Below are 20,572 nucleotides of genomic sequence, written 5' to 3' on the forward strand. Positions count from 1 at the left end.
GACGGGATGATCTTGCGCCCGACGTCCATCGGCGCTATATGAGCGCCAACAACATCTCTGGCTCTAAAGCGAGAGTGGGGTGCCGACCGGGCCCCCGCTCTTTTTGTTTTCTTGAGGCCCCATCGCACGACATGAACTTTGATCTGACAGAAAAGCGCTACATCAAGGAGACCGGCCTCGAGCAGCGGATTGCCCGCATCGTCGAGCCCGTCGCCAACGATCTCGGCTACAGCCTCGTGCGTGTGAAGATGACGCAGGAGAACGGCCTGACGCTGCAGATCATGGCCGAAGACGGCAATGGCCGCTTCACCATCACCGACTGCGAGCGGCTGAGCAAAGACGTCTCGCCGGTGCTCGACGTCGAGGATCCGATCGACCGCGAATACCACCTCGAGGTCTCGTCTCCCGGCATCGATCGGCCGCTGGTCCGCGCCCGCGATTTTGCCGCCTATATCGGCCACGAGGCCAAGGTCGAACTCTCCGACCTCTTGGATGGCCGCCGCCGTTTCCGCGGCCTGATCAAGGCGGTCGACGGCGACCACGTCGTCATCACCCTGCCCGACGTGCCCAAGGGCACCGAGCCGGATTTCCGCCTGCCGCTGAGCCTGCTGGCCGAGGCCAAGCTGGTGATGACCGACAAGCTGATGAACCTGGCGCAGGTCGACCAGGAAGAATTCCCCATCGACGACGATGCAGACATCGAGACCGTCGAACTGTCCGACGGCCCGGAGGCCGATACGGCCGAGGACACGGCGGACCAGTCAAGAATCACATCCGAATCCGAAGCAGACGCTTCCACTGAGGAGACACACTAAATGGCCGTTAGCGCGAACCGCCTGGAACTGCTCCAGATCGCTGATGCCGTTGCCCGCGAGAAGTCGATCGATCGCATGATCGTCATCGAGTCGATGCAGGACGCGATCGAGAAGGCGGCCAAGACCCGCTACGGCGCCGAGACCAACGTGCGCGCCGAGATCAATCCCAAGACCGGCGAGCTGCGCCTGTGGCGGCTGCTCGAAGTGGTCGAGGCGGTCGAGGAGCCCTCCCGTCAGATCGAGCTCAAATACGCCAAGCTGAAGAACGACGCCGCCAAGCTCGGCGACTTCCTCACCGAGCCGCTGCCGCCGATCGAGTTCGGCCGCATCGCCGCCCAGTCGGCGAAGCAAGTGATCGTGCAGAAGGTGCGCGATGCCGAGCGCGACCGCATGTACGAGGAGTACATCAACCGGGTCGGCGAGATCGTCAACGGCACCGTCAAGCGCGTCGAATACGGCAACGTCATCGTCGACCTCGGCCGCGGCGAAGCCATCATCCGCCGCGACGAGCTGATCCCGCGCGAGCTCTATCGCTACGGCGACCGCGTCCGCGCCTATATCTACGACGTGCGCCGCGAACAGCGCGGCCCGCAGATCTTCCTGTCGCGCACCCATCCGCAGTTCATGGCCAAGCTGTTCATGCAGGAAGTGCCGGAGATCTACGACGGCATCATCACCATCCGCTCGATTGCCCGCGACCCGGGCAGCCGCGCGAAGATTGCCGTGACCTCGTCGGATTCCTCGATCGACCCGGTCGGTGCCTGCGTCGGTATGCGTGGTTCGCGCGTGCAGGCGGTGGTTGCCGAGCTGCAGGGCGAAAAGATCGACATCATCCCGTGGACCGAATCGATCGCCGACCTCGTGGTTTCGGCGCTGCAGCCGGCCGATGTCGCCAAGGTCGTGCTCGACGAGCAGGCCGAGCGCATCGAAGTGGTGGTGCCCGATGAGCAGCTCAGCCTCGCCATCGGCCGCCGCGGCCAGAACGTGCGGCTCGCTTCGCAGCTGATCGGCTGGGATATCGACATCCTCACCGAGGCCGAAGAGTCCGAGCGCCGCCAGAAGGAATTCACCGAGCGCTCTGCATTGTTTATGCAGGCCCTTGATGTTGACGAGATGGTTGCCCAACTACTGGCTTCCGAAGGTTTCTCCTCGGTCGAGGAACTCGCCTATATCGACGCTTCGGAAATCGCCTCGATCCAGGGTTTCGACGAAGAGACCGCGGCGGAAATCCAGCAGCGCGCCTCCGACTACCTGGCGGCGATCGAGAAGGCCAATGACGACGAGCGCATCAAGCTCGGCGTCGAGGACGAGCTCTACGAAATCCCTGGCCTGAACGCGGCGATGCTCGTCGCGCTGGGCAAGGAAGACATCAAGAGCGTCGAGGACTTTGCCGGTTGCGCCGCCGACGACCTGGTCGGCTGGACCGAACGCAAGGACGGCGAGACCAAGCGGTTCGAGGGCACCTTCAAGGATTTCCCGGTGAGCCGTGAGGAAGCCGAGGAGATGATCCTGCAGGCCCGCCTCAAGGCCGGCTGGATCACCGAAGCCGATCTCGCCGTGGCCGAAGAGGCCGCCGAGCTGGAAGAAGGGGCGCCCGCGTAATCGGGCGGTCTGAAGCCCGGTGCCGCGTCGCGAGGAAACCGAAAGGCAATGCGCCCTCACCCGTGAGGTGAAGCCGATTGCCGACCTGATCCGCTTCGCCGTCTCACCCGACGGCGAGGTGGTGCCCGATACGGACGGCAAGGCCGAAGGTCGTGGCGTCTGGATCAGCCTGGGCCTCAAATCGGTGGCCGAGGCACAAAAGAAGAAGGCCTTCGCCAAAAGCCTCAAGGCCGAGGTGAAGGTGCCCGACGATCTGGCCGGTCTGACCCGGCGCCGGCTGGAGGAGCGACTGCTCAGTTCGCTCTCCCTGGCGCGCAAGGCGGGGCAGCTGGTCACCGGCTCGACCAAGGTCAAGGCGGCGATCGAGGCGGGTGAAGTCGTGGGCCTCCTCACCGCCACCGACGCGGCAGAGGATGGTCGGAACAAGCTCCTGGGTTCGCTCAAGGGGTATACAAAGGCGGCCGAAGAGGCAGGTTTTGAGCCTGTCTTAACTCCGCATTTCGAATTGCTCGATTCGGGCCAAATGGGTTTGGCACTCGGGATCGAAAATGTGATACATGCTGCGCTCATCAAGGGGGGCGCGGCCCAGGCGGCGGTGCAACGAGCCGAAAGGCTGGCTCGTTACATTGCCAACTAGATGGGTTATTTGAGCGGCGCGAGCGAGAGCTGCGCCGCCCCCTGTGCCCGACAATCGGACTTGTTCAGAGAGCGTGGCGACGCGCTTTCGCGGGCAGGTTTCGTGAAGGAAGACGCGAGTTACATGGCTGATAACGACGACAAGCGCGAAGATTCTGGTGCCGGCGGCAAGAAGACGCTGTCATTGAAGGGAGGCCCCAGCGTGGGGGCACGCCCCAATGTGGCACGTTCGTCGCGGAACACCGTGGTCGTCGAGAAGCGCACCCGGTTCGTGCCGCCGGGCTCGCCCGGCGCCCATACGCCGCACACTCCGCGCCCGCCGCAGGGCGCTGCGCCGTCACAGGGCTCGGGCCGTCCCGCCTCGTCGGGCGCCCCCTCGGGCAATCGGCCCTACCAGTCCAACCAGGGCCGGCCGCCGCTGCGCTCGGGCATTCAGCCGCGTCCGGGTGGTGGGCTGAGCGCTACCGAGGCGGACGCCCGCGCCCGTGCCTTGCGTGAGGCCGCCGGCCGCCAGGCCGAGGACGAAGCCCGCGCCCGCGCCGAGGAAGCTCGCCGCGCCGAGGAAGATGCTCGCCGTCGCGCCCTGCGCGAAGAGGCGCAGCGCGCCGAGGAAGCCAAGGCGCGTGCCGCCGAAGCCGAGCGCGCGCTGGAAGAAGTGGCCGAGGTCTCGACCGTGTCGCGCGAACCGCGCGTCTCGCCGGCTCGCCGTGCCGCGGAAACCGCGCCGCAGCGCCGTCCGTCGGCACCCGTTGCCGAGTTGCCGCCGACCCCGCCGTCCGAGGCCGATGGCCGCAAGACCCGCAGCGCGCCGGCGGCGCGTCCGCTGGTCAATGCCACCGAACTCGAGAATGCCCGCCGCGGCGGCGCCGCGCGCGTCGCTACGCCGGAGCGTCCGACCCGCCGCGCCGGTGAAGAAGCCTTCGCTCGCGGCCGCCTGACCGTCACCAATGCCGGCTCCGAGTCCGATCGCGACAAGGGCCCGTCGCTGGCCGCCATGCGTCGCCGTCGCGACAAGAAGATGGGGCGCAACCAGCAGACCGCGCCCAAGCTCAGCCGCGAAGTGACCATTCCGGAGGCGATCACCGTCCAGGAACTGGCCAACCGCATGTCCGAGCGGGCCGTCGACGTCATCAAGATCCTGATGCAGCAGGGTCAGATGGTGAAGATCAACGACATCCTCGACGCCGATACCGCCGAGCTGATCGCCACCGAACTCGGCCACACCGTCAAGCGCGTCTCCGACGCCGACGTGGAAGAGGGCCTGTTCGACATCCCGGCCGACGACAAGGCCGAGGACCTGACCAACCGCGCGCCGGTGGTGACCATCATGGGTCACGTCGACCACGGCAAGACCTCGCTGCTGGACGCCATCCGCGAGACCAATGTGGTCTCCGGTGAAGCCGGCGGCATCACCCAGCATATCGGTGCCTACCAGGTCGAAAAGAACGGCCAGAAGATCACCTTCCTCGACACTCCGGGCCACGAGGCGTTCACCGCCATGCGTGCCCGTGGCGCCCAGGCGACCGATATCGCGGTGCTGGTGGTGGCGGCCGACGACGGCGTCATGCCGCAGACCATCGAATCCATCAAGCACGCCAAGGCGGCCGGGGTTCCGATCATCGTCGCCATCAACAAGATGGACAAGCCGAGTGCCAATCCGCAGCGCGTTCGCACCGAACTGCTGCAGCACGAGGTGTTTGTCGAATCGATGGGCGGCGACGTCCTCGACGTGGAAGTCTCGGCGGTCACCAAGGCCGGCCTCGACAAGCTGCTCGAGACCATCCTGCTGCAGGCCGAAGTGCTCGAGCTCAAGGTGGCCCGCGATGGGCGCGCCGAGGGCCTCGTCATCGAAGCCAAGCTCGATCGCGGCCGCGGCGCGGTGGCGACCGTGCTGGTGCAGCGCGGGACCCTGGGCATCGGCGACATCGTCGTCGCCGGCACCGAGTTCGCTCGTGTCCGTGCCCTGATCAACGACAAGGGCGAGCAGGTGAAGGAAGCCGGCCCGTCCATTCCGGTGGAAGTGCTTGGCTTTACCGGCGTGCCGTCGGCCGGCGACCGCTTCTCGGTGGTCGAGACCGAAGCCCGGGCCCGTGAAGTCACCGAGTACCGTCAGCGCCTGATCCGCGAGAAGACCGCGGGCGGCGGCGCCACCAGCCTCGAGCAGATGATGAATCAGCTCAAGGCCTCGGGCATCGCCAAGTTCCCGCTGATCATCAAGGGTGACGTGCAGGGCTCGGTCGAAGCCATCAACGCTTCGCTCAACAAGCTCTCGACCGAGGAAGTCTCGGCGCAGATCCTGATGAGCGGTGTGGGCGCCATCACCGAATCCGACGTGACGCTGGCCTCGGCATCGAACGCCATCATCATCGGCTTCAACGTCCGCGCCAACAAGCAGGCCAGCGATCTCGCCACCCGTGAGGGCATCGAAATCCGCTACTACAACATCATCTACGACCTCGTGGATGACGTGAAGGCGGCGATGTCTGGCCTGTTGAAGCCGGAGCGTCGCGAGACCTTCATCGGCTACGCCGAGATCCTCGAAGTGTTCTCGATCACCAAGGTCGGCAAGGTCGCCGGCTGCCGCGTGACCGAGGGTATCGTCGAGCGTGGTGCGGGCGTGCGCCTGTTGCGCGACAACGTCGTGATCCACGAAGGCAAGCTCAAGACGCTCAAGCGCTTCAAGGACGAAGTCAAGGAAGTGCCGGTCGGCCAGGAATGCGGCATGGCCTTCGAGAACTACGAAGACATCCGCGCCGGCGACGTCATCGAATGCTTCCGCGTCGAGCAGGTCACCCGGTCGCTGTAAGCGTGAGCGACAAGCCATCAAAGAGAGCGCCCGGCGAAAGCTCGGCGCTCTCTTTCTTTTTGGCGGGCGCGAAGTGGCAAACCGGCGTTGAGGCGACCGCTTCCCTCCCCCTTGAGGGGAGGGATTGAGGGGGGGTGGTGCAGTCAGCACCGAGGTTCCCCGCACCACCCCCACCCCCAACCCCTCCCCTTGTATGTTCCGTTTGTGGGTCGATAGTGATCAGATCTGACCCTGCAGGTTCTGGTGTTTTTCCGGGGCCTGTGGTCGGGGGGCGTGTGTCTCCCCTGAGCGTTCGAGCTCGTCCTTGAGCGTACGCCTCCGGCCCTTCGTGACGATCTCGAACGGTTGGTTGGGCTTTGGGCCCGCATACAAGGCAGAGCATCATGATCGCTTCCCCCGACTATGTCAGCGTCGACGTATCCAAGCAGCACCTGGACCTGGCCATGGCCGAGACCCCGGTGCTTCGTATTCCCAATACCCAGGCAGGGGTTCGCCGCCTGATCGTGCGGCTCGGGACGCTGAGGCGGCCGCACGTGGTGTGTGAAGCCACTGGCAGCTATACCCGACTGATGGCTCGCGAACTGGCCGAACACGGCATTGCCCTGAGCAAGGTCAACCCACGCCGGGTGAGGGATCTGGCCCGTGCCGACGGGCAGATGGCCAAGACCGATGCGATTGACGCGCAGGCCATCCTGCGCTTCGCTCGCCTCATGCAGCCACAGCCCGATCCGCACGATCCCTATGCCCTGGAGCTGACCGACCTGGTACGTCGGCGTCGGCAGATGGTGGACATGCTGGCCATGGAGAAGCAGCGCAGCGAGCACCCCGAGGGCCAGACGATCAAGGCCAGCATCAAGGCCCATATCGACTTCCTGAGTACTCAGATCGCCGCCATCGACAAGCAGATCACCGAGCACATCGCGCAGCATGCCGGCCTGCACCGCCGGGCCGAACTGCTGGCCTCCATTCCCGGCATCGGCCGGGTCACGGCAGCCGTACTCATCGCCGAGATGCCCGAGTTGGGCAGCATCGGTAACAAGCAGGCAGCAGCTCTGGCGGGGGTGGCGCCCTTCGTGCACGACAGCGGCCAGATGCGAGGCCAAGCTCATATCGCGGGCGGTCGATTGTCGGTGCGCTGCGCCCTCTACATGGCCACAAATCTCAGCCATCCGCGCCAACCCACCCATCAAAACCTTCTATCAAAGGCTCCGCAGCCAAGGCAAACCAGCAAAGCTTGCCATCGTCGCCGCCATGCGGAAGCTGCTCACCACCGCAAACGCCATCCTCGCAAACGACGCACCTTGGATCCCAAGCCCCGCTTGACTTCAAACACGGTTGCTCAAGGGGGAGGGGAGCCGAACCTGCCCGAATTGCCGGTTTCGCCAAGCCGTGCCGCAGCTTAGGATCAGCCGTTGTTCAAGGATGATGTTTGATGCGTGGTGTCGGCGGTAGGGTTGGAGGCGGGGGACGCGGAGCGAACGGCCCCGATATTCCTGACGCACTACCGTTCGACAAGGGCGAGCGGCTGAAAACCTTCCGCCACCTCGGCCGGCTCTTTGCCCAGATGTGGCGGACCAGCCCCTGGTTGATGGGGCTGTCGATCGGGCTTCGACTCATCGTCGCCATCCAGCCGCCGCTGGTGCTGCTGCTCACCAAGCTGATCATCGATGAGGTGGTGCACCAGACGAGCCTCGGCGTGCCCGGGCCTGAGCTGAACGATTGGCTGCAGAGCGGGCGACTGACTTACCTGGCGCTGCTGCTCGGGGCGGAGTTCGCGCTGGTGTTTGCCCGCGATGCCTTCAACCGCGCCGTCAACGTGGTCGACAACATCCTCGGCGAAAGCCACTCCAATGCGGTCAGCCTCGAGCTGATGGAACATGCGGCAAAGCTAGACCTCAAGCATTTCGAGCAGTCCGAGTATCAGGACCGGCTGGAGCGGGCGCGCCGCCAGGCCTCGAGCCGCTCGACCGTCATCTCGCAGGTGTTCGGCCAGGCCCAGGCGATGATTACCGCCATCGCGCTCGCCGCAGGCCTCTTCGTCTATGCGCCGCTACTGATCGGGTTGTTGGCGCTGGCCTTGATCCCGGCGGTCTGGGGCGAATTCCGCTTCAACCGGCTGGCCTACTGGATTTCGCACAACCGTTCGCCCGAACGGCGGCAGCTCGAATACCTGCGCCAGATCGGCGCCAGCGCCGACAGCGCCAAGGAGATCAAACTGTTCGGGCTCGGGGATTTCCTCTCCGGCCGTTTCAAGGTGCTGAGTGGCCAGATCCTGAGCGAGAACCGGAACCTCTCCATCAAGCGAGCGCTGCAGACCGGGCTGCTCGCCTCGATCTCGACGCTGACCTATTACGCCGCCTACGCCTATATCGTCTGGCGGACGCTCCATGGCGAGTTCTCCATCGGCACGCTGGTGTTTCTGTCGGGCAGCTTCTCGCAGCTCAACGGCTACCTGCAGCAGATCCTGATCGGCTTCACCCAGATCGCCGGGCAGTCGCTCTATCTCGACGACCTGTTCAGCTTCTTCGAGATCAAGCCGACCATTCTCGAGCCGAAACACCCAAAGTCGTTCCCGCTGCCGGTCAAGCAGGGCATCGCGTTCGACAATGTCGGCTTCCGCTATCCAGGCTCCGAGAACTGGGCGGTGCGCAATCTGAGCTTCACCGTGCCTGCCGGCGAGACGCTGGCGCTGGTGGGAGAGAACGGCGCCGGCAAGACCACCATCGTCAAGCTCATGACCCGGCTCTACGACCCGGACGAAGGTCGCATCACGCTCGACGGCATCGATCTCAAGGAATTTTCGACCGCCGACCTCCACACCCATATCGGGGTGATCTTCCAGGATTTCCTGCGCTACAGCTTCACCGCCTCGGACAATATCGGCGTCGGCCGCATCGAGGTGGCAGGCGATCGCCAGCGCATCGTCTCGGCCGCCGAACAGAGCCTCGCCGATCCGGTGATCCGAAAGCTCCCCGAGGGTTACGACCAGATGCTTGGCCGCACTTTCCTCAAGGGTCAGGATCTGTCGGGCGGCGAGTGGCAGAAGATCGCCATCGCCCGCGCCTATATGCGCAATGCCGAGATCATCATCCTCGACGAGCCGACCGCGGCGCTCGACGCCCGCGCCGAGGCGGAAGTCTTCACGCGGTTCAAGAACCTCGCCGAAGGCACCACCGCCGTGCTGATCTCGCACCGCTTCTCCACCGTCCGCATGGCCGACCGCATCGTGGTCCTGGCCGACGGAAAGGTAGAAGAGCAGGGGACGCACGCCGAGCTGATGGTGAATGGCGGGCGCTACGCCGAGCTGTTCGAGCTGCAGGCGGCTGGGTATCGCTGAAGGTTGCAGTCGGGACCCCTCTCCCCTGAGGGGAGAGGGTAGTGCAGCTGGGACCGAAGGTCCCTAGCGGAACTAGGGTGAGGGGTTCAGCTTCTCAACGAGCGCGTATGGCGCCGCTTCACCCCTCATCCGGCCTTCGGCCACCTTCTCCCCTGAGGGGAGAAGGGATCATCGCCCCATCGGCAGTTCCGGCACCGGCATCGCCAGCTCTGCCCGCTCGGTGAAGATCGCGTCGATCAGCCCCCAGTCACGTGCTTCTTCCGGCGACATGTAGCGGTCGCGGTCGAGCGTCTGTTCGACTTCCTCGATCGTGCGTCCACAATGCTTCGAATAGATGCGGTTGATCCGCGCCTTCACCTTGCGGCTCTCCTCGGCATGGATGAGCACGTCCGTCACCTTGCCCTGCGCTCCGCCCGAGGGCTGGTGCACGAGGATCGAGGCATTGGGCAGGGCCATGCGCCGGCCGGGCGCGCCGCCAGCCAGCAGGAACGAGCCCATCGAATAGGCGGTGCCCATGCAGAGCGTCGAGACCGGCGACTTGATGAACTGCATGGTGTCGTAGATGGCGAGCCCGGCCGTCACCACGCCGCCGGGTGAATTGATGTAGAGCGAGATTTCCTTCCCCGGATTCTCGGACTCGAGAAACAGCAGTTGGGCGCAGATCAGCGCCGCCATCTGGTCCTCGACCTCGCCATTGACGAAGATGATCCTCTCTCGCAGCAGCCGCGAGAAGATATCGAACGAACGCTCGCCGCGGGTCGACTGTTCGATGACCATAGGGACGAGCTGCATCATGTCGCGCATCGGCGACCTCCTTCAGAACGAAAAAACGGAAAGCTTTGAGCTTTAGGCGGCGCGCAGCATCATGGTGTTGGCATTGGCCGGGATCGGCACGCGCATCGGCGCTGCCACCCGATCATGCACCAGGCGCAGCCAGGTGCCGCCGGTCGACGTCGGCGACAGGGTGAAGGTCACCAGTTCCGCTGCGTCGTCATCGCCTTCGCGCCAGCTGAGCGTCAGCCGCCGCGGCGGCTCCGCTTCGAGGACTTCGGCGGAATAGTGTGCCCCATCGGCCTTCGGGGTCAGCCAGCTGTCGCGGAATTCCGGGACCGACAGCGCCCGCCACACTTTTTCGGGCGCCGCGTCGAGCGCGCACTCCACCATCACCCGCTCGGGCATGCTTTTTGGCTCGCTCATTGGTCCATCTCCTTGAGGAAATCTCGCAGCCGGCCCAGGCGCTCCGGCCAGAAGGCCTGGTAGCGGGCCAGCCAATCGGTCAGCGGCGCCATGCCGTCGGGGTTCACCGCGTAGTGCACGCTTCGCCCTTCGCGCCGCTCGGTGATCAGCCCGGCGCCACGCAGCACCGCGATGTGCTGCGACATCGCCGGCTGGCTGATCTCGAAACCCTGCCGCAATGCCGTGGCGTTCAGCTCCCCCGCCGCCAGGCGCTCCAGCATGGCGCGGCGGTTGGGGTCGGCCAGCGCCTTGAAGATATCTGCTTCCATGCACGACACATAAGCAAATACTTATGAGTCGCGCAAGCCCGGTCGAGTCGCGCGCTCCGGCGCATGGGGATTGCCATGATCTCCCTGGAGTGGAAGGCCTGCGCCTTCCATCCGTCCGACCGACAACCTGGCCGGTGGACGCCAAGGCGGGTGAAGGAGCTGCAGGATGTGGTGGGGCTGACGGCTGACTGACTGAAGCAGACGGCCCCTTCCCATCCTCCCCCATAAAGGGGGAGGTGCCGCATCGAGTGTTTGGCACCATCGAGGACCAAGCCTCGACTCTTCACCTCCCCCTTCATGGGGGAGGCCGGGAGGGGGCCGTCTGCTTCAGTCAGCGCTCGAAAATCTACCCACGCGCCGCCAGCGCCGCCCCCGTCAGACTCCCCTTGGCGTCCCGGAGCCCCGTCGGCGTCCCCTCGAACACCACGCTGCCGCCCTGGTGGCCGGCCCCCGGTCCGAGGTCGATCACCCAGTCGGCCCGGCTGATCACGTCGAGATTGTGCTCGATGACGATCACCGTCGAGCCGGCGTCCACCAGCCGGTCGAACAGCCCGATCAGCGTGTCGACATCGTTCATGTGGAGCCCGGTGGTGGGTTCGTCGAGCACGTAGATATTGCCCGATTTGCCGAGCTCCGCCGCAAGCTTCAGTCGTTGCCGTTCGCCGCCCGACAGTGTCGACAGCGGCTGGCCCAATGTCAGGTAGCCGAGCCCGACATCGTCGAGCCCCTTGAGGATCCTGGCGATCGCCGGCTCGGTGAAGAACTCGGCCGCCTCGGCGACGCTCATCTCGTAGACGTCGCTGATCGCCTTGCCGCGCAGCTTGTGCTGCAGCACCTCGTCGGTGAAGCGCTTGCCCTCGCAGGTCTCGCAGACGCTGGCCACCGGGTCCATGTGCGCGAGGTCGGTATAGGTGACCCCCAGACCCTTGCAGTCCGGACAGGCGCCTTTCGAGTTGGCGGAAAACAGCGCCGCATCGACCCCGTTGGCCTTGGCGAAGGTCTTCCGCACCGTGTCGAGGATGCCCGTATAGGTTGCGGTATTGGAGCGCGACGAGCCACGGTTGAGGTTCTGGTCGATGATCACGGTGTCCGGGTAGGCGACTGGGAGCGCGCCCTGGATCAACGAGCTCTTGCCCGCGCCGGCAACGCCCGTCACTACCGTCAGCACGCCCTCGGGGATCGCCACCGACACATCGCGCAGGTTGTTGGTCCTGGCATGGGCGATCTTCAGCTGCCCCTTGGGCTTCCGGCCCTCGGTCTTGATCGGCTGGTGCTTTTTCATGTGGTTGCCGGTGAGTGTGCCCGAGGTCAGCAGCCCGGCGAAATCGCCTTGGTAGACGATCTCGCCGCCTTTCGATCCGGCGAGGGGCCCCATATCGACCACATGGTCGGCGATGGCGATCATGTCAGGCTTGTGCTCGACGATCAGCACGGTGTTGCCCTTGTCCCTGAGCTGCTGCATCAGCCCGGCCAGTGGGCCGACATCATGCGGGTGCAGTCCGACGCTCGGCTCGTCGAACACATAGGTGATGTCGGTCAGCGACGAGCCGAGATGGCGCACCATCTTAACCCGCTGGCTTTCGCCGCCCGAGAGCGTCGAGCTTTCGCGGTCGAGGCTCAGGTAACCCAGCCCGATGGTGACGAGGTTCTCGAGCCGCGCCGCCAGCGCCTCGATCATTGGCTTGATCGACGGCGCCTCGATCGAGCGGACGAAGGGCGCGAGGTCGGAAACCTGCATTGCCGAACACTCGGCGATCGACCTGCCGTTCACCTTGCTCGCCAGTGCCGCCGCATTGAGCCGAGCGCCGCCGCAGGCCGGGCAGGTCCTGCGGGTGAAGATCTTGTCGTACTCGACCCGCACATGCGGCTGCAGGTTCTCGGGGTCCTTGGAGCCCAGCCCCTTCTTCAGCTTGGCGACCACGCCCTCGTAGGTCAGTCCGATCTTGCCGACCTTGATCTTGCGGCCGTCGTCGAGGTTGAACAGGTTTTCCCGCTCCTCGGCGGTGAACTTCGAAACCGGCTTGTCCATGTCGAAGAGGCCGGAGTTCCGGTAAATCTCCCAGTACCAGCTGTCGACGGCGAAATCCTTGGGCAGCAGCGCGCCCTGGTTGAGCGATTTGGTTTCGTCGACCACGGCGCTCATGTCCATCGCCGCGACCTGGCCAATGCCCTCGCAATCGGGGCACATGCCGCGCGGATCGTTGTAGGAATAGAGTCCCGGGGCGCCCAGCTTCGGCTCGGCGGCGCGCGAGAAAATCACCCGCAGCATCTGCGCCGCGTCGGTGACGGTGGCGACGGTGGAACGCGAGTTGCCGCCCAGCCGCTGCTGATCGACGATGATGGCAGCTGAGATGTTCTCGAGCACGTCGGCGTCGGGCTGGCCGTAATGCGGCATGAACTGCTGCACGAACGCCGGATAGGTCTCGTTGATCAGCCGCTGGCTCTCGGCCGCGATGGTGCCGAACACCAGCGAGGACTTGCCCGACCCGGAAACCCCGGTGAACACCGTGATCTTCCGCTTGGGGATATCGAGCGACACGTTCTTGAGGTTGTTCTCCCGCGCCCCGCGGATCTTGATCGAGCCGTACATGCAAAACCCTCGTTCGTACTTTACCAGGTAGTTAAATAAACGTGCCGACCTTGGCAACCCCTCTCCCGGTCGGAGGCTTAGCGCAGCCGGTCGAGCACCGCGAACTCGCGATGGATCCGGCGGCGTTCGGCCTCCGACAACGGCAGCGCGAGAAAGCGGCGATGGAGGTCGATCGCTACCTGCTCCTGGCCCATCGCGACGGCCAGTTCGATCCGCGCGGCAAGCGCCTGTGCTTCGTCGGGACGGCCATCTGCCGGCCCGGTGTCCAGCACCGGGATGGCAATGTTCTCTGCGTTCATCTCTCTGGGCCTCCGATGTCTGGGGAACCGGGCGCCAGCATGGACGCCCGGCCGTTTGTTCGCTGATAGGTGGGTCGCGATCAGAGGCTCGCCTTGCGGATCGCCCGTGCGCCGATGCTGAGCCCGACCACCGCGGTGCCGAGCGCCACCAGCACCCCCCAAAGTACTGTGGCGCTGAGCATCTCGCCGGCGAACAGCGCCCGTTCTGCCTCGATCAGGTAGGTCAGCGGGTTGAAGCGGCTGGCGATGTACAGCCAGCCCGGCCCGTTCTCGATCGGTAGCAGCACCCCGCCCAGCAGCATCAGCGGCAGCGCCACCGACTGGCTCACCATGTAGAACAGCGAGGTATTGTGCCGCGCCGCGATGGCCAGCGCATAGGAGAGCGCCGCCACTCCGGCGCCGAACAGGGCCAGCAGCGCGAGTCCGAACAGCATCTGGAACCGATGGAGCTCGAGCCCGAACGGCCAGGCCAGCAGAATCAGCGCCAGCGCCTGCAGCGCCAGCGGGAACATTTCCTTGAGCGAGCGGCCGAAGATCAGCGCCGGCCGGCTCATCGGCGTGGCAAGGAAGCGCTCGAGCACCCCGCTCATCAGCTCCTCGGTGAGGCTCCAGCCCACCATCGCGGTGCCGAACAGCGTCAGCATGACGATCATCCCGGGTACGAACCACTGCAGCGCCTCGGCGGTCGAGCCGCCGACATCGAGCAGCGGCACGAAGAAGGCGAGATAGAGCACAGGCTGCACCAGACCGAACGCCATCCAGGATGGATCGGCCAGGGTCGGTTTCATCTCGCGCGTGAATGAGGTCGCAACGTCACGAAAGAAGCTCATGGGTGGATCTCCCAGATGGGGACGAAGGTTGCGGTTCGATGGCTTCCCTCTCCCTTGAGGGGAGGGATTGAGGGTGGGGGTGGAGCGGTTCTCGAGCCGATGGACCCCCACCCCCCACCCCTCCCCTCAAGGGGGAGGGGAGCTGGAGGAATCCGGTGGCTTTCAACTACGGCTGCCCTCTGCCTCACTGGTGCAAACGGCCCTTTCATGCGGCGGTCTCCCTGAGCGAGCGGCCGGTCAATCCCAGGAACACGTCGTCCAGCGTCGGCCGCCGGACATTGGCCGCCAGCACCCGCGCTCCGCGCTGGTCGAGCGTCCGGATGAACTCCGGCAGCACAGCCTCGCCGCCCTTTACCGTCACCCCGACACGGGCGCCGTCACGGCTGACTTCGCGCGCTTCGGGCAGATGCGCGGCGAGTTCGGCGGCGAGCACGGGATTTTCGGCATCGATGCTGATGCGGTCACCCGCCAGGTTGGCTTTCAGCCGCTCCGGGGTGTCGTTGGCGATGATCTGGCCATTGTCCATGATCATCATCCGCTCGGCCATCGAGTCGGCTTCGTCGAGGTAGTGCGTGGTGAGAAAGATCGTCATCCCGGTCGCCTTCCTCAGCTTGAGGATGTGTTCCCAGAGATTGGCGCGGCTATGCGGGTCGAGCCCGGTCGAGGGTTCGTCGAGGAACAGTACCCTGGGGCTGTGCATCAGCCCGAGAGCGATATCGACGCGCCGCTTCTGTCCGCCCGACAGACTCATGCCGGTTCGCTTTTCGAGCCCGCTGAGCTCGAGCATGCCGATCAGCTCGTCGGCGCGGCGGGCCGAGTCGGCCTTGCTCATCCGCTGCGCCGCGCCCTGGGTCAGCAACTCGTCGCGCAGCTTGTTGTAGCCGCCGGCCCCGGCGCCCTGGCCGACATAGCCGATACGGCGGCGCACGGCGTTGGCGTCGCGCAACACGTCATGCCCGGCGACGCTCGCCGCTCCCGCCGTCGGCGGCAACAGCGTCGTCAGCATGCGCACGCTGGTGGATTTGCCGGCGCCATTGGGGCCGAGGAACGCCACCAGCTCGCCTTCTGCCACATCGAGGTCGAGGCCGCGCACCGCCTCGACGACACCCTCTTTGGTCTTGAAGCTGCGCTTCAGCCCGCGGGCATGGATCATTGCTTCACTCCTCAAACGCGGTTCATTTTGGACAAGCTAACCAGCCCTGCTGACATGACGTGTCAGCAGGCTGGTTTTCGACACGCGGAGCCGGATAGCCGAAGGGATAGCTCGACTTTCGCAGGGCGCGGATATAACGTTGTGCAGTGTACGGTGTTTTGATAATCCAAAGCCCGTACAGTGTAAAGAGTTTTTTGCGGAGGCTGGATGGCCGAGGAAATTGTCGGTCGGGGCGATCCGATCCGGGCGCTGGAGCTGATGTGGGGCAGGGCCCCCGCACCCAAACGCGGACCCAAGTCACGGGTCGGCGTTGCCGACCTGGTGGCTGCCGCCGTCGCCATTGCCGATGCCGAAGGGATCGGCGCGGTCTCCACCCGACGGGTCGCCGAGGCGGTCGGCATCTCGCCGATGAGCTTTTACACCCACATTCCCGACAAGGCGGTACTGCTCGACCTGATGCTCGATGCGGTGGCAATCGCCCAGGCCGGCGAGCTTGCTCCCGACTTTCAGCCGGCGAACTGGCGGGCCAACGTCACGCTGGTGGCCCGCAGCTTCCGCCGCTTCTATCTCGCCCATCCGTGGGCGCTGGAGATTGGCACGCATCGGCCGGTGCTCGGTCCCAACACCATTCGGGCCTATGACACCATCCTGGGGGTGTTCGATGGGCTGGGGCTCAGCGCAGTCGAGATGGATTTCTCGGTCACCCTCGTCGCCAACTATGTGCACGGCGCGGTGCGCGATGTGGTGCGTGCCAGCATGGTCAAGGCGCAGACCGGGATGAGCGACGACGAGTGGTGGTACACCATTGCACCGTTCATGGAGACGATAGATTTCTCGCCCTACCCGGTGGCCAGCCGGGTGGGTGCGGTGGTCGGCGAACTCTATGGTCTCGGCAACCCCGACCTTGCCTTCGATTTCGGGCTCGAGCGGATTCTCGACGGGCTCCAGCGGCTGATCGAAGGCAAGCGGGGTGGTCCCACCGTTGAGAGAGGGTAGCTCAATGTTGCCAACCCACCGGATGCCGTTCCTGGGGCAGTGCGGCCGTCACCGTTGACGCCGGCCTGCCAAGCGCCTAACTCGGACCGATGAAACGCGACACCCACAAGCCCAGCGGCCCCAGCCAGCGCATGCTGCGCGTCGGCGAGCTGGTGCGCCACGCCCTTTCCGGTGTCTTTGCTCGTGGCGAGATCGAGGATCCGCTGCTCGAAGGCAAGGTCATCACCGTCCCCGAGGTCCGCATGACGCCCGACCTCAAGCTCGCCAACGCCTATATCATGCCGCTGGGCGGTGAAGGGGCCGAGGAGATCGTTGCCGCGCTCAACCGCCACCACCGCTTCATCCGCGGCCGCGTGGCGCCGGCGCTCGATCTGAAATTCGCGCCCGACCTGCGCTTTTTCGTCGACAACACCTTCGACGAGTTCGGCAAGATCGACGCCCTGCTGCGCTCCGAGCGCGTGCAGCGCGACATCCATAAGGATGAGGAAGAGGAGTAAGCGCCCTCGGACTCTCCACTCGCCTCCCCTTCTTCGGGGAGGGCAGGGGTGGGGGTCCACACGCGCCGGCGCTAGCTGACCCCCATCCTCAATCCCTCCCCCTGAAGAAGGGGAGGGAGGCCAAGGAAGATGCATTGAACGCACCCAAATCCCAGAAACGCGACGTCTCCGGTTGGTTGGTTCTCGACAAGCCCTATGACATGACCTCCACTCAGGCCGTGGGCAAGCTCCGCTGGCTGTTCGGTGCCAAAAAGGCCGGCCATGCCGGAACGCTAGACCCGCTGGCAACCGGCATCCTGCCGATCGCCCTGGGCGAAGCCACCAAGACCGTGCCTGCCGTGCAGGACGGCACCAAGGTTTACCGTTTCGCCATCAAGTGGGGCGAGGAAACCACCACCGACGACGCCGAGGGCGACGTCAGCGCCCGTTCCGATATGCGCCCGTCGGAAGCCGAAATCCTCGCTGTATTGCCCGACTTCACCGGCGAGATCATGCAGACCCCACCGGCCTTCTCGGCCATCAAGGTCGATGGCGAGCGCGCCTATGACCTGGCGCGCGCCGGCGAGACGGTCGAGCTGGCAGCACGACCGGTCTATATCGAGGCCTTGCGGCTCCTCGAGCATACCGGCGAGGTCAGTCGACTGGAGATGACCTGCGAGAAGGGCACCTATGTCCGGGCTCTGGCGCGCGACCTGGCGCGGCAATTGGGCACGCGCGGCCATGTGGTCGAGCTCCGCCGCACCGCTGTCGGCCCGTTCGACGAGGCACGGGCGGTGACGTTCGAGACGCTGGAAGCGACGGCCGACCGCGACGCCTTGCTGCTGCCGGTTTCCGCCGGCCTGTCGTTGTTGCCCGAGATTCGGCTCAGCCCCGATCAGGCCAGCGCCGTGCGCCACGGCAATCCGGTGCTGCTCGGCGGCGCCACGGCGCCGATCGCGCTCGACAGCGCCTGGGCCAGCAGCGCCGGGACCGCCGTGGCGCTCGGTCGCGTCGAGGCGGGCATGTTCAAGCCGCAGCGCGTCCTTGTCTGAAATTCGCGGACGCGTCTGGAACCAACTCCCGCATCCCGCGTTTTCGAGCACTGACGTGCGCGGGGGTCTGGGTTGAGTATCGCCGGGGTGCTTTATGGCTGACGGGCCCGGCCCGGCTGAGACTTCTGCTATTGTGCGTCGCCGCGGACCGACGGCTCGCCCGATAGCGGTCTACCTGTTTGTCCTGGCACTGGTGGCGCTGGTTCCCGCCTTCGTTTTTTCCGCTATCCTGCTGCAACGCAACAACGAGGCGCAGGAGCGGGTGGTCGAGACGCTGATCACCGGCAATTCCCGCTCCATCATCCAGGCCGTGGATCGTGAGATCAACGCCAACATCACCACCCTGCGTGTGCTGGCCACCACCCCGCCGCTGAATCCCGCCGAGTACCCGGAATTTCATGCCCGGGTCAGCGTCGCCCTCGAGAATACCGGCTCGTTCGTTTACCTGATCCACCCTGACCTCACCTCGGACCTCTCCACCCGGGTGCCCATTTCGGAACAGGTCACGACGCCGATCGGCGACACCGAGACGGCCCAGCGCGCCTTCGACAGGCGCGACGTCACGGTGTCCGATGCCGTATTGGGCCGGCTGTCCAAGCAATGGGTCGTCAACATCCTGCAGCCGATCTTTCCGGCCAACCATCCACCCCTGATCCTCGGTTTCAGCCGCACTGCCAGTCAGCTTTCGATGGCCCTGCTGGCGAGCCGCATGCCGGAGGGCTGGCATGTGGCGCTGGTCGACCGCAAAGGGGTGATTATCGCCGCGGCCGATCAGGGCGGCAGCACCGGCGATACCTTCAACCTGATCCCGGTCGCCGACCTCGGCACCACCGGCGGCTGGCGCGCGCTGACTGTCGAGGGCACCGACTATCTGGTGGTATCGCAGCGCTCCACGCTGACCGGTTGGTCGCTCGTTGCCTGGGCTGACCGCGACGTGGTGGCCAAGCCCCTCGCCGACGCGTTCTGGTCGCTGCTCGCCGGCGGCGTGCTGCTGGCCGCGCTGGTGGTGCTGGTGGTCTACGGCGTCAGCCTGCAGATCGGCCGTTCGGTGCACGGCCTTGAAGCGGACGCCAAACGGCTCGGCGCCGGCCAGCCGGTCGAGGCGCGGCACTTCCCGATCGAGGAGATCGAGACCGTGTCCGCCGCGCTCGGCGACGCCTCGCGGCGCCGGCAGGCCGCCGAAACCGAAGTGCGCTTCCTGATGCGCGAGCTGGCGCATCGGTCGAAGAACCAGATGACGGTGATCGCTGCGATGGCCAAGCAGACGGCCCGCGGCGCCGATTCCGTGCCCGAGTTCGTCTCGAGCTTCGAGCGCCGCATTTTCGGGCTCGCCCGCTCCACCGACCTGCTGCTGGCGCACGGGGTAGCGGGGGTTGATCTCAAGGAACTGCTGGTCAGCCAGATCGATCCGTTCTGCCCGGTCGACGGTGAGCGCGTCGTCGTCGACGGCCCGCCGCTGCGGCTCAACGCCCAGGCCGGCCAGATCCTCGGCATGGCGGCGCACGAACTGGCCACCAACGCCGTCAAGTACGGCGCCTTCGCCAAGGAGGGCGGGCGGCTGGAACTGACCTGGGAGCGGGTCGGCGACGCGGTGAGCTTTCGCTGGCACGAAAGCGGCAATGCGCCGGCCGAGGCCGCGCCGCGTCGCGGCTTCGGCACCACCGTGCTCGAGAACATGGTCGGCCGCTCGCTCAATGGCGAGGTCAAGCGCGAGGTGCACACGCAGGGCATCGAGTGGCGGTTCACCATTCCGCTCAGCTCGCTCGACCCCTCCGACACCCTCAACAGCGCTGCCGAGAAGCCCGAGACCGACAAATAACTGGCGTTCTGCGGCCCTTTCCCCTATAGAGCGCGCAAGTTCCGGCCCGGCCGGCGCTTATTCATGGCTCCACCTGGACGACATCCCGGGCGGCAGCGTCCCGATGATCCTCTGTTTGAAAGGACCTTTCCGATGTCGATTACCGCAGAGCGGAAGACTGCGCTCATCAAGGACTTCGCCACCAAGAAGGACGACACCGGTTCGCCGGAAGTCCAGGTCGCGATCCTCTCCGAACGCATCGCCAATCTCACCGAACACTTCAAGCTGCACGGCAAGGACAACCATTCCCGCCGGGGCCTGCTGAAGATGGTTTCGACGCGCCGCCGTCTCCTCGACTATGTCAAGAAGTCGGACGAAGCGCGCTACAAGGCGCTCATCGAGCGTCTGGGCCTGCGCCGCTAAGGCACGGGTCGTTTCGACTACCCGGACCCACGAGGCACGCCTCGCGGGTCCACCCCGGCGGCGACGCCGGATAGTAGCGTAGGCTGACGAACTACGCGGAGCATGGCGAGATCATCGGCCGCTCACGGTGCAGAGGCACCCTCTTTTCAGAGACATGAGCGGCTCATCGTCTTGTCCATGTTCCGCCCCAGTTGACACCTGGGTGGAGCGTACTCGGGAAAGGTCGTGAGACTTTTCGGGTTCGAGTGCGCGAC

The 20,572-nt window shown here is 65.5% G+C and carries 18 protein-coding genes; 11 read left to right on the forward strand and 7 right to left on the reverse strand.

Features of this window, described 5'->3' with window-relative positions; genetic code table 11:
* Positions 1–131: 131 nt before the first annotated feature.
* From rimP to APS40_RS11190, 6 genes are all read left to right on the forward strand, one after another.
* A complete protein-coding gene (gene rimP / locus APS40_RS11165) occupies positions 132–815 on the forward strand; it encodes a ribosome maturation factor RimP (RefSeq protein ID WP_082434341.1) in 684 nt (227 codons plus the stop codon).
* Positions 816–2,417, forward strand: coding sequence for a transcription termination factor NusA (gene nusA, locus APS40_RS11170; protein WP_055047119.1), 1,602 nt, complete (start codon positions 816–818; stop codon positions 2,415–2,417).
* A gap of 19 nt (positions 2,418–2,436) precedes the next feature.
* On the forward strand, positions 2,437–3,054 hold the full coding sequence (locus APS40_RS11175; protein WP_055047120.1) for an RNA-binding protein: 618 nt from the start codon (positions 2,437–2,439) through the stop codon (positions 3,052–3,054).
* A 123-nt stretch (positions 3,055–3,177) separates the two neighbouring features.
* A complete protein-coding gene (gene infB / locus APS40_RS11180) occupies positions 3,178–5,859 on the forward strand; it encodes a translation initiation factor IF-2 (RefSeq protein WP_055047121.1) in 2,682 nt (893 codons plus the stop codon).
* A 383-nt stretch (positions 5,860–6,242) separates the two neighbouring features.
* On the forward strand, positions 6,243–7,262 hold the full coding sequence (locus APS40_RS11185; protein ID WP_156342912.1) for an IS110 family transposase: 1,020 nt from the start codon (positions 6,243–6,245) through the stop codon (positions 7,260–7,262).
* Positions 7,263–7,291: 29 nt separating this feature from the next.
* The gene (locus tag APS40_RS11190) at positions 7,292–9,196 is read left to right on the forward strand and encodes an ABC transporter ATP-binding protein (RefSeq protein WP_082434342.1); all 1,905 of its coding nucleotides are present in this window, start codon (positions 7,292–7,294) and stop codon (positions 9,194–9,196) included.
* A 168-nt stretch (positions 9,197–9,364) separates the two neighbouring features.
* On the opposite strand, the gene APS40_RS11195 is transcribed toward APS40_RS11190, so the two are convergent.
* The 7 genes from APS40_RS11195 to APS40_RS11225 form a co-directional block, all read right to left on the reverse strand.
* Complete coding sequence (locus APS40_RS11195) at positions 9,365–10,000, reverse strand: ATP-dependent Clp protease proteolytic subunit (RefSeq protein WP_055047122.1); 636 nt, start codon at positions 9,998–10,000, stop codon at positions 9,365–9,367.
* Positions 10,001–10,042: 42 nt separating this feature from the next.
* Positions 10,043–10,393: an SRPBCC family protein gene (locus APS40_RS11200; protein ID WP_055047123.1), complete on the reverse strand. Its 351-nt coding sequence runs from the start codon at positions 10,391–10,393 to the stop codon at positions 10,043–10,045.
* The gene (locus APS40_RS11205; protein WP_055047124.1) at positions 10,390–10,701 is read right to left on the reverse strand and encodes an ArsR/SmtB family transcription factor; all 312 of its coding nucleotides are present in this window, start codon (positions 10,699–10,701) and stop codon (positions 10,390–10,392) included. The genes APS40_RS11200 and APS40_RS11205 overlap by 4 nt, the downstream gene beginning before the upstream one ends.
* Positions 10,702–11,047: 346 nt before the next feature.
* Positions 11,048–13,291 (reverse strand): ATP-binding cassette domain-containing protein, encoded by a 2,244-nt coding sequence (locus APS40_RS11210; protein WP_055047125.1) that lies wholly within the window; start codon positions 13,289–13,291, stop codon positions 11,048–11,050.
* A 77-nt stretch (positions 13,292–13,368) separates the two neighbouring features.
* Positions 13,369–13,590, reverse strand: coding sequence for a hypothetical protein (locus APS40_RS11215; RefSeq protein WP_055047126.1), 222 nt, complete (start codon positions 13,588–13,590; stop codon positions 13,369–13,371).
* A gap of 80 nt (positions 13,591–13,670) precedes the next feature.
* Positions 13,671–14,420 carry an ABC transporter permease gene (locus tag APS40_RS11220; protein WP_055047127.1) on the reverse strand — a complete coding sequence of 250 codons (750 nt, stop codon included), beginning with the start codon at positions 14,418–14,420 and terminating at the stop codon, positions 13,671–13,673.
* 205 nt (positions 14,421–14,625) lie between these two features.
* Entirely contained in the window at positions 14,626–15,573 is a 948-nt protein-coding gene (locus APS40_RS11225; protein ID WP_055047128.1) for an ATP-binding cassette domain-containing protein, read from the reverse strand.
* A gap of 207 nt (positions 15,574–15,780) precedes the next feature.
* Between APS40_RS11225 and APS40_RS11230 the strand changes: the two genes are divergently transcribed.
* The 5 genes from APS40_RS11230 to rpsO all read left to right on the forward strand — a co-directional run bounded on the left by APS40_RS11230 (position 15,781) and on the right by rpsO (position 20,318).
* On the forward strand, positions 15,781–16,569 hold the full coding sequence (locus APS40_RS11230) for a TetR/AcrR family transcriptional regulator (protein WP_055047129.1): 789 nt from the start codon (positions 15,781–15,783) through the stop codon (positions 16,567–16,569).
* A gap of 89 nt (positions 16,570–16,658) precedes the next feature.
* Positions 16,659–17,066, forward strand: coding sequence for a 30S ribosome-binding factor RbfA (gene rbfA / locus APS40_RS11235; protein WP_055047130.1), 408 nt, complete (start codon positions 16,659–16,661; stop codon positions 17,064–17,066).
* A 134-nt stretch (positions 17,067–17,200) separates the two neighbouring features.
* Positions 17,201–18,097, forward strand: a complete 897-nt coding sequence (gene truB, locus APS40_RS11240) for a tRNA pseudouridine(55) synthase TruB (RefSeq protein ID WP_055047131.1) — start codon at positions 17,201–17,203, stop codon at positions 18,095–18,097.
* Positions 18,098–18,191: 94 nt separating this feature from the next.
* Positions 18,192–19,916: a sensor histidine kinase gene (locus APS40_RS11245; protein WP_082434343.1), complete on the forward strand. Its 1,725-nt coding sequence runs from the start codon at positions 18,192–18,194 to the stop codon at positions 19,914–19,916.
* 132 nt (positions 19,917–20,048) lie between these two features.
* Positions 20,049–20,318: a 30S ribosomal protein S15 gene (rpsO, locus tag APS40_RS11250; protein ID WP_055047133.1), complete on the forward strand. Its 270-nt coding sequence runs from the start codon at positions 20,049–20,051 to the stop codon at positions 20,316–20,318.
* Positions 20,319–20,572: the final 254 nt, after the last annotated feature.

Origin of the sequence: Devosia sp. A16 (assembly GCF_001402915.1) — a bacterium.
Taxonomy (GTDB): domain Bacteria; phylum Pseudomonadota; class Alphaproteobacteria; order Rhizobiales; family Devosiaceae; genus Devosia_A.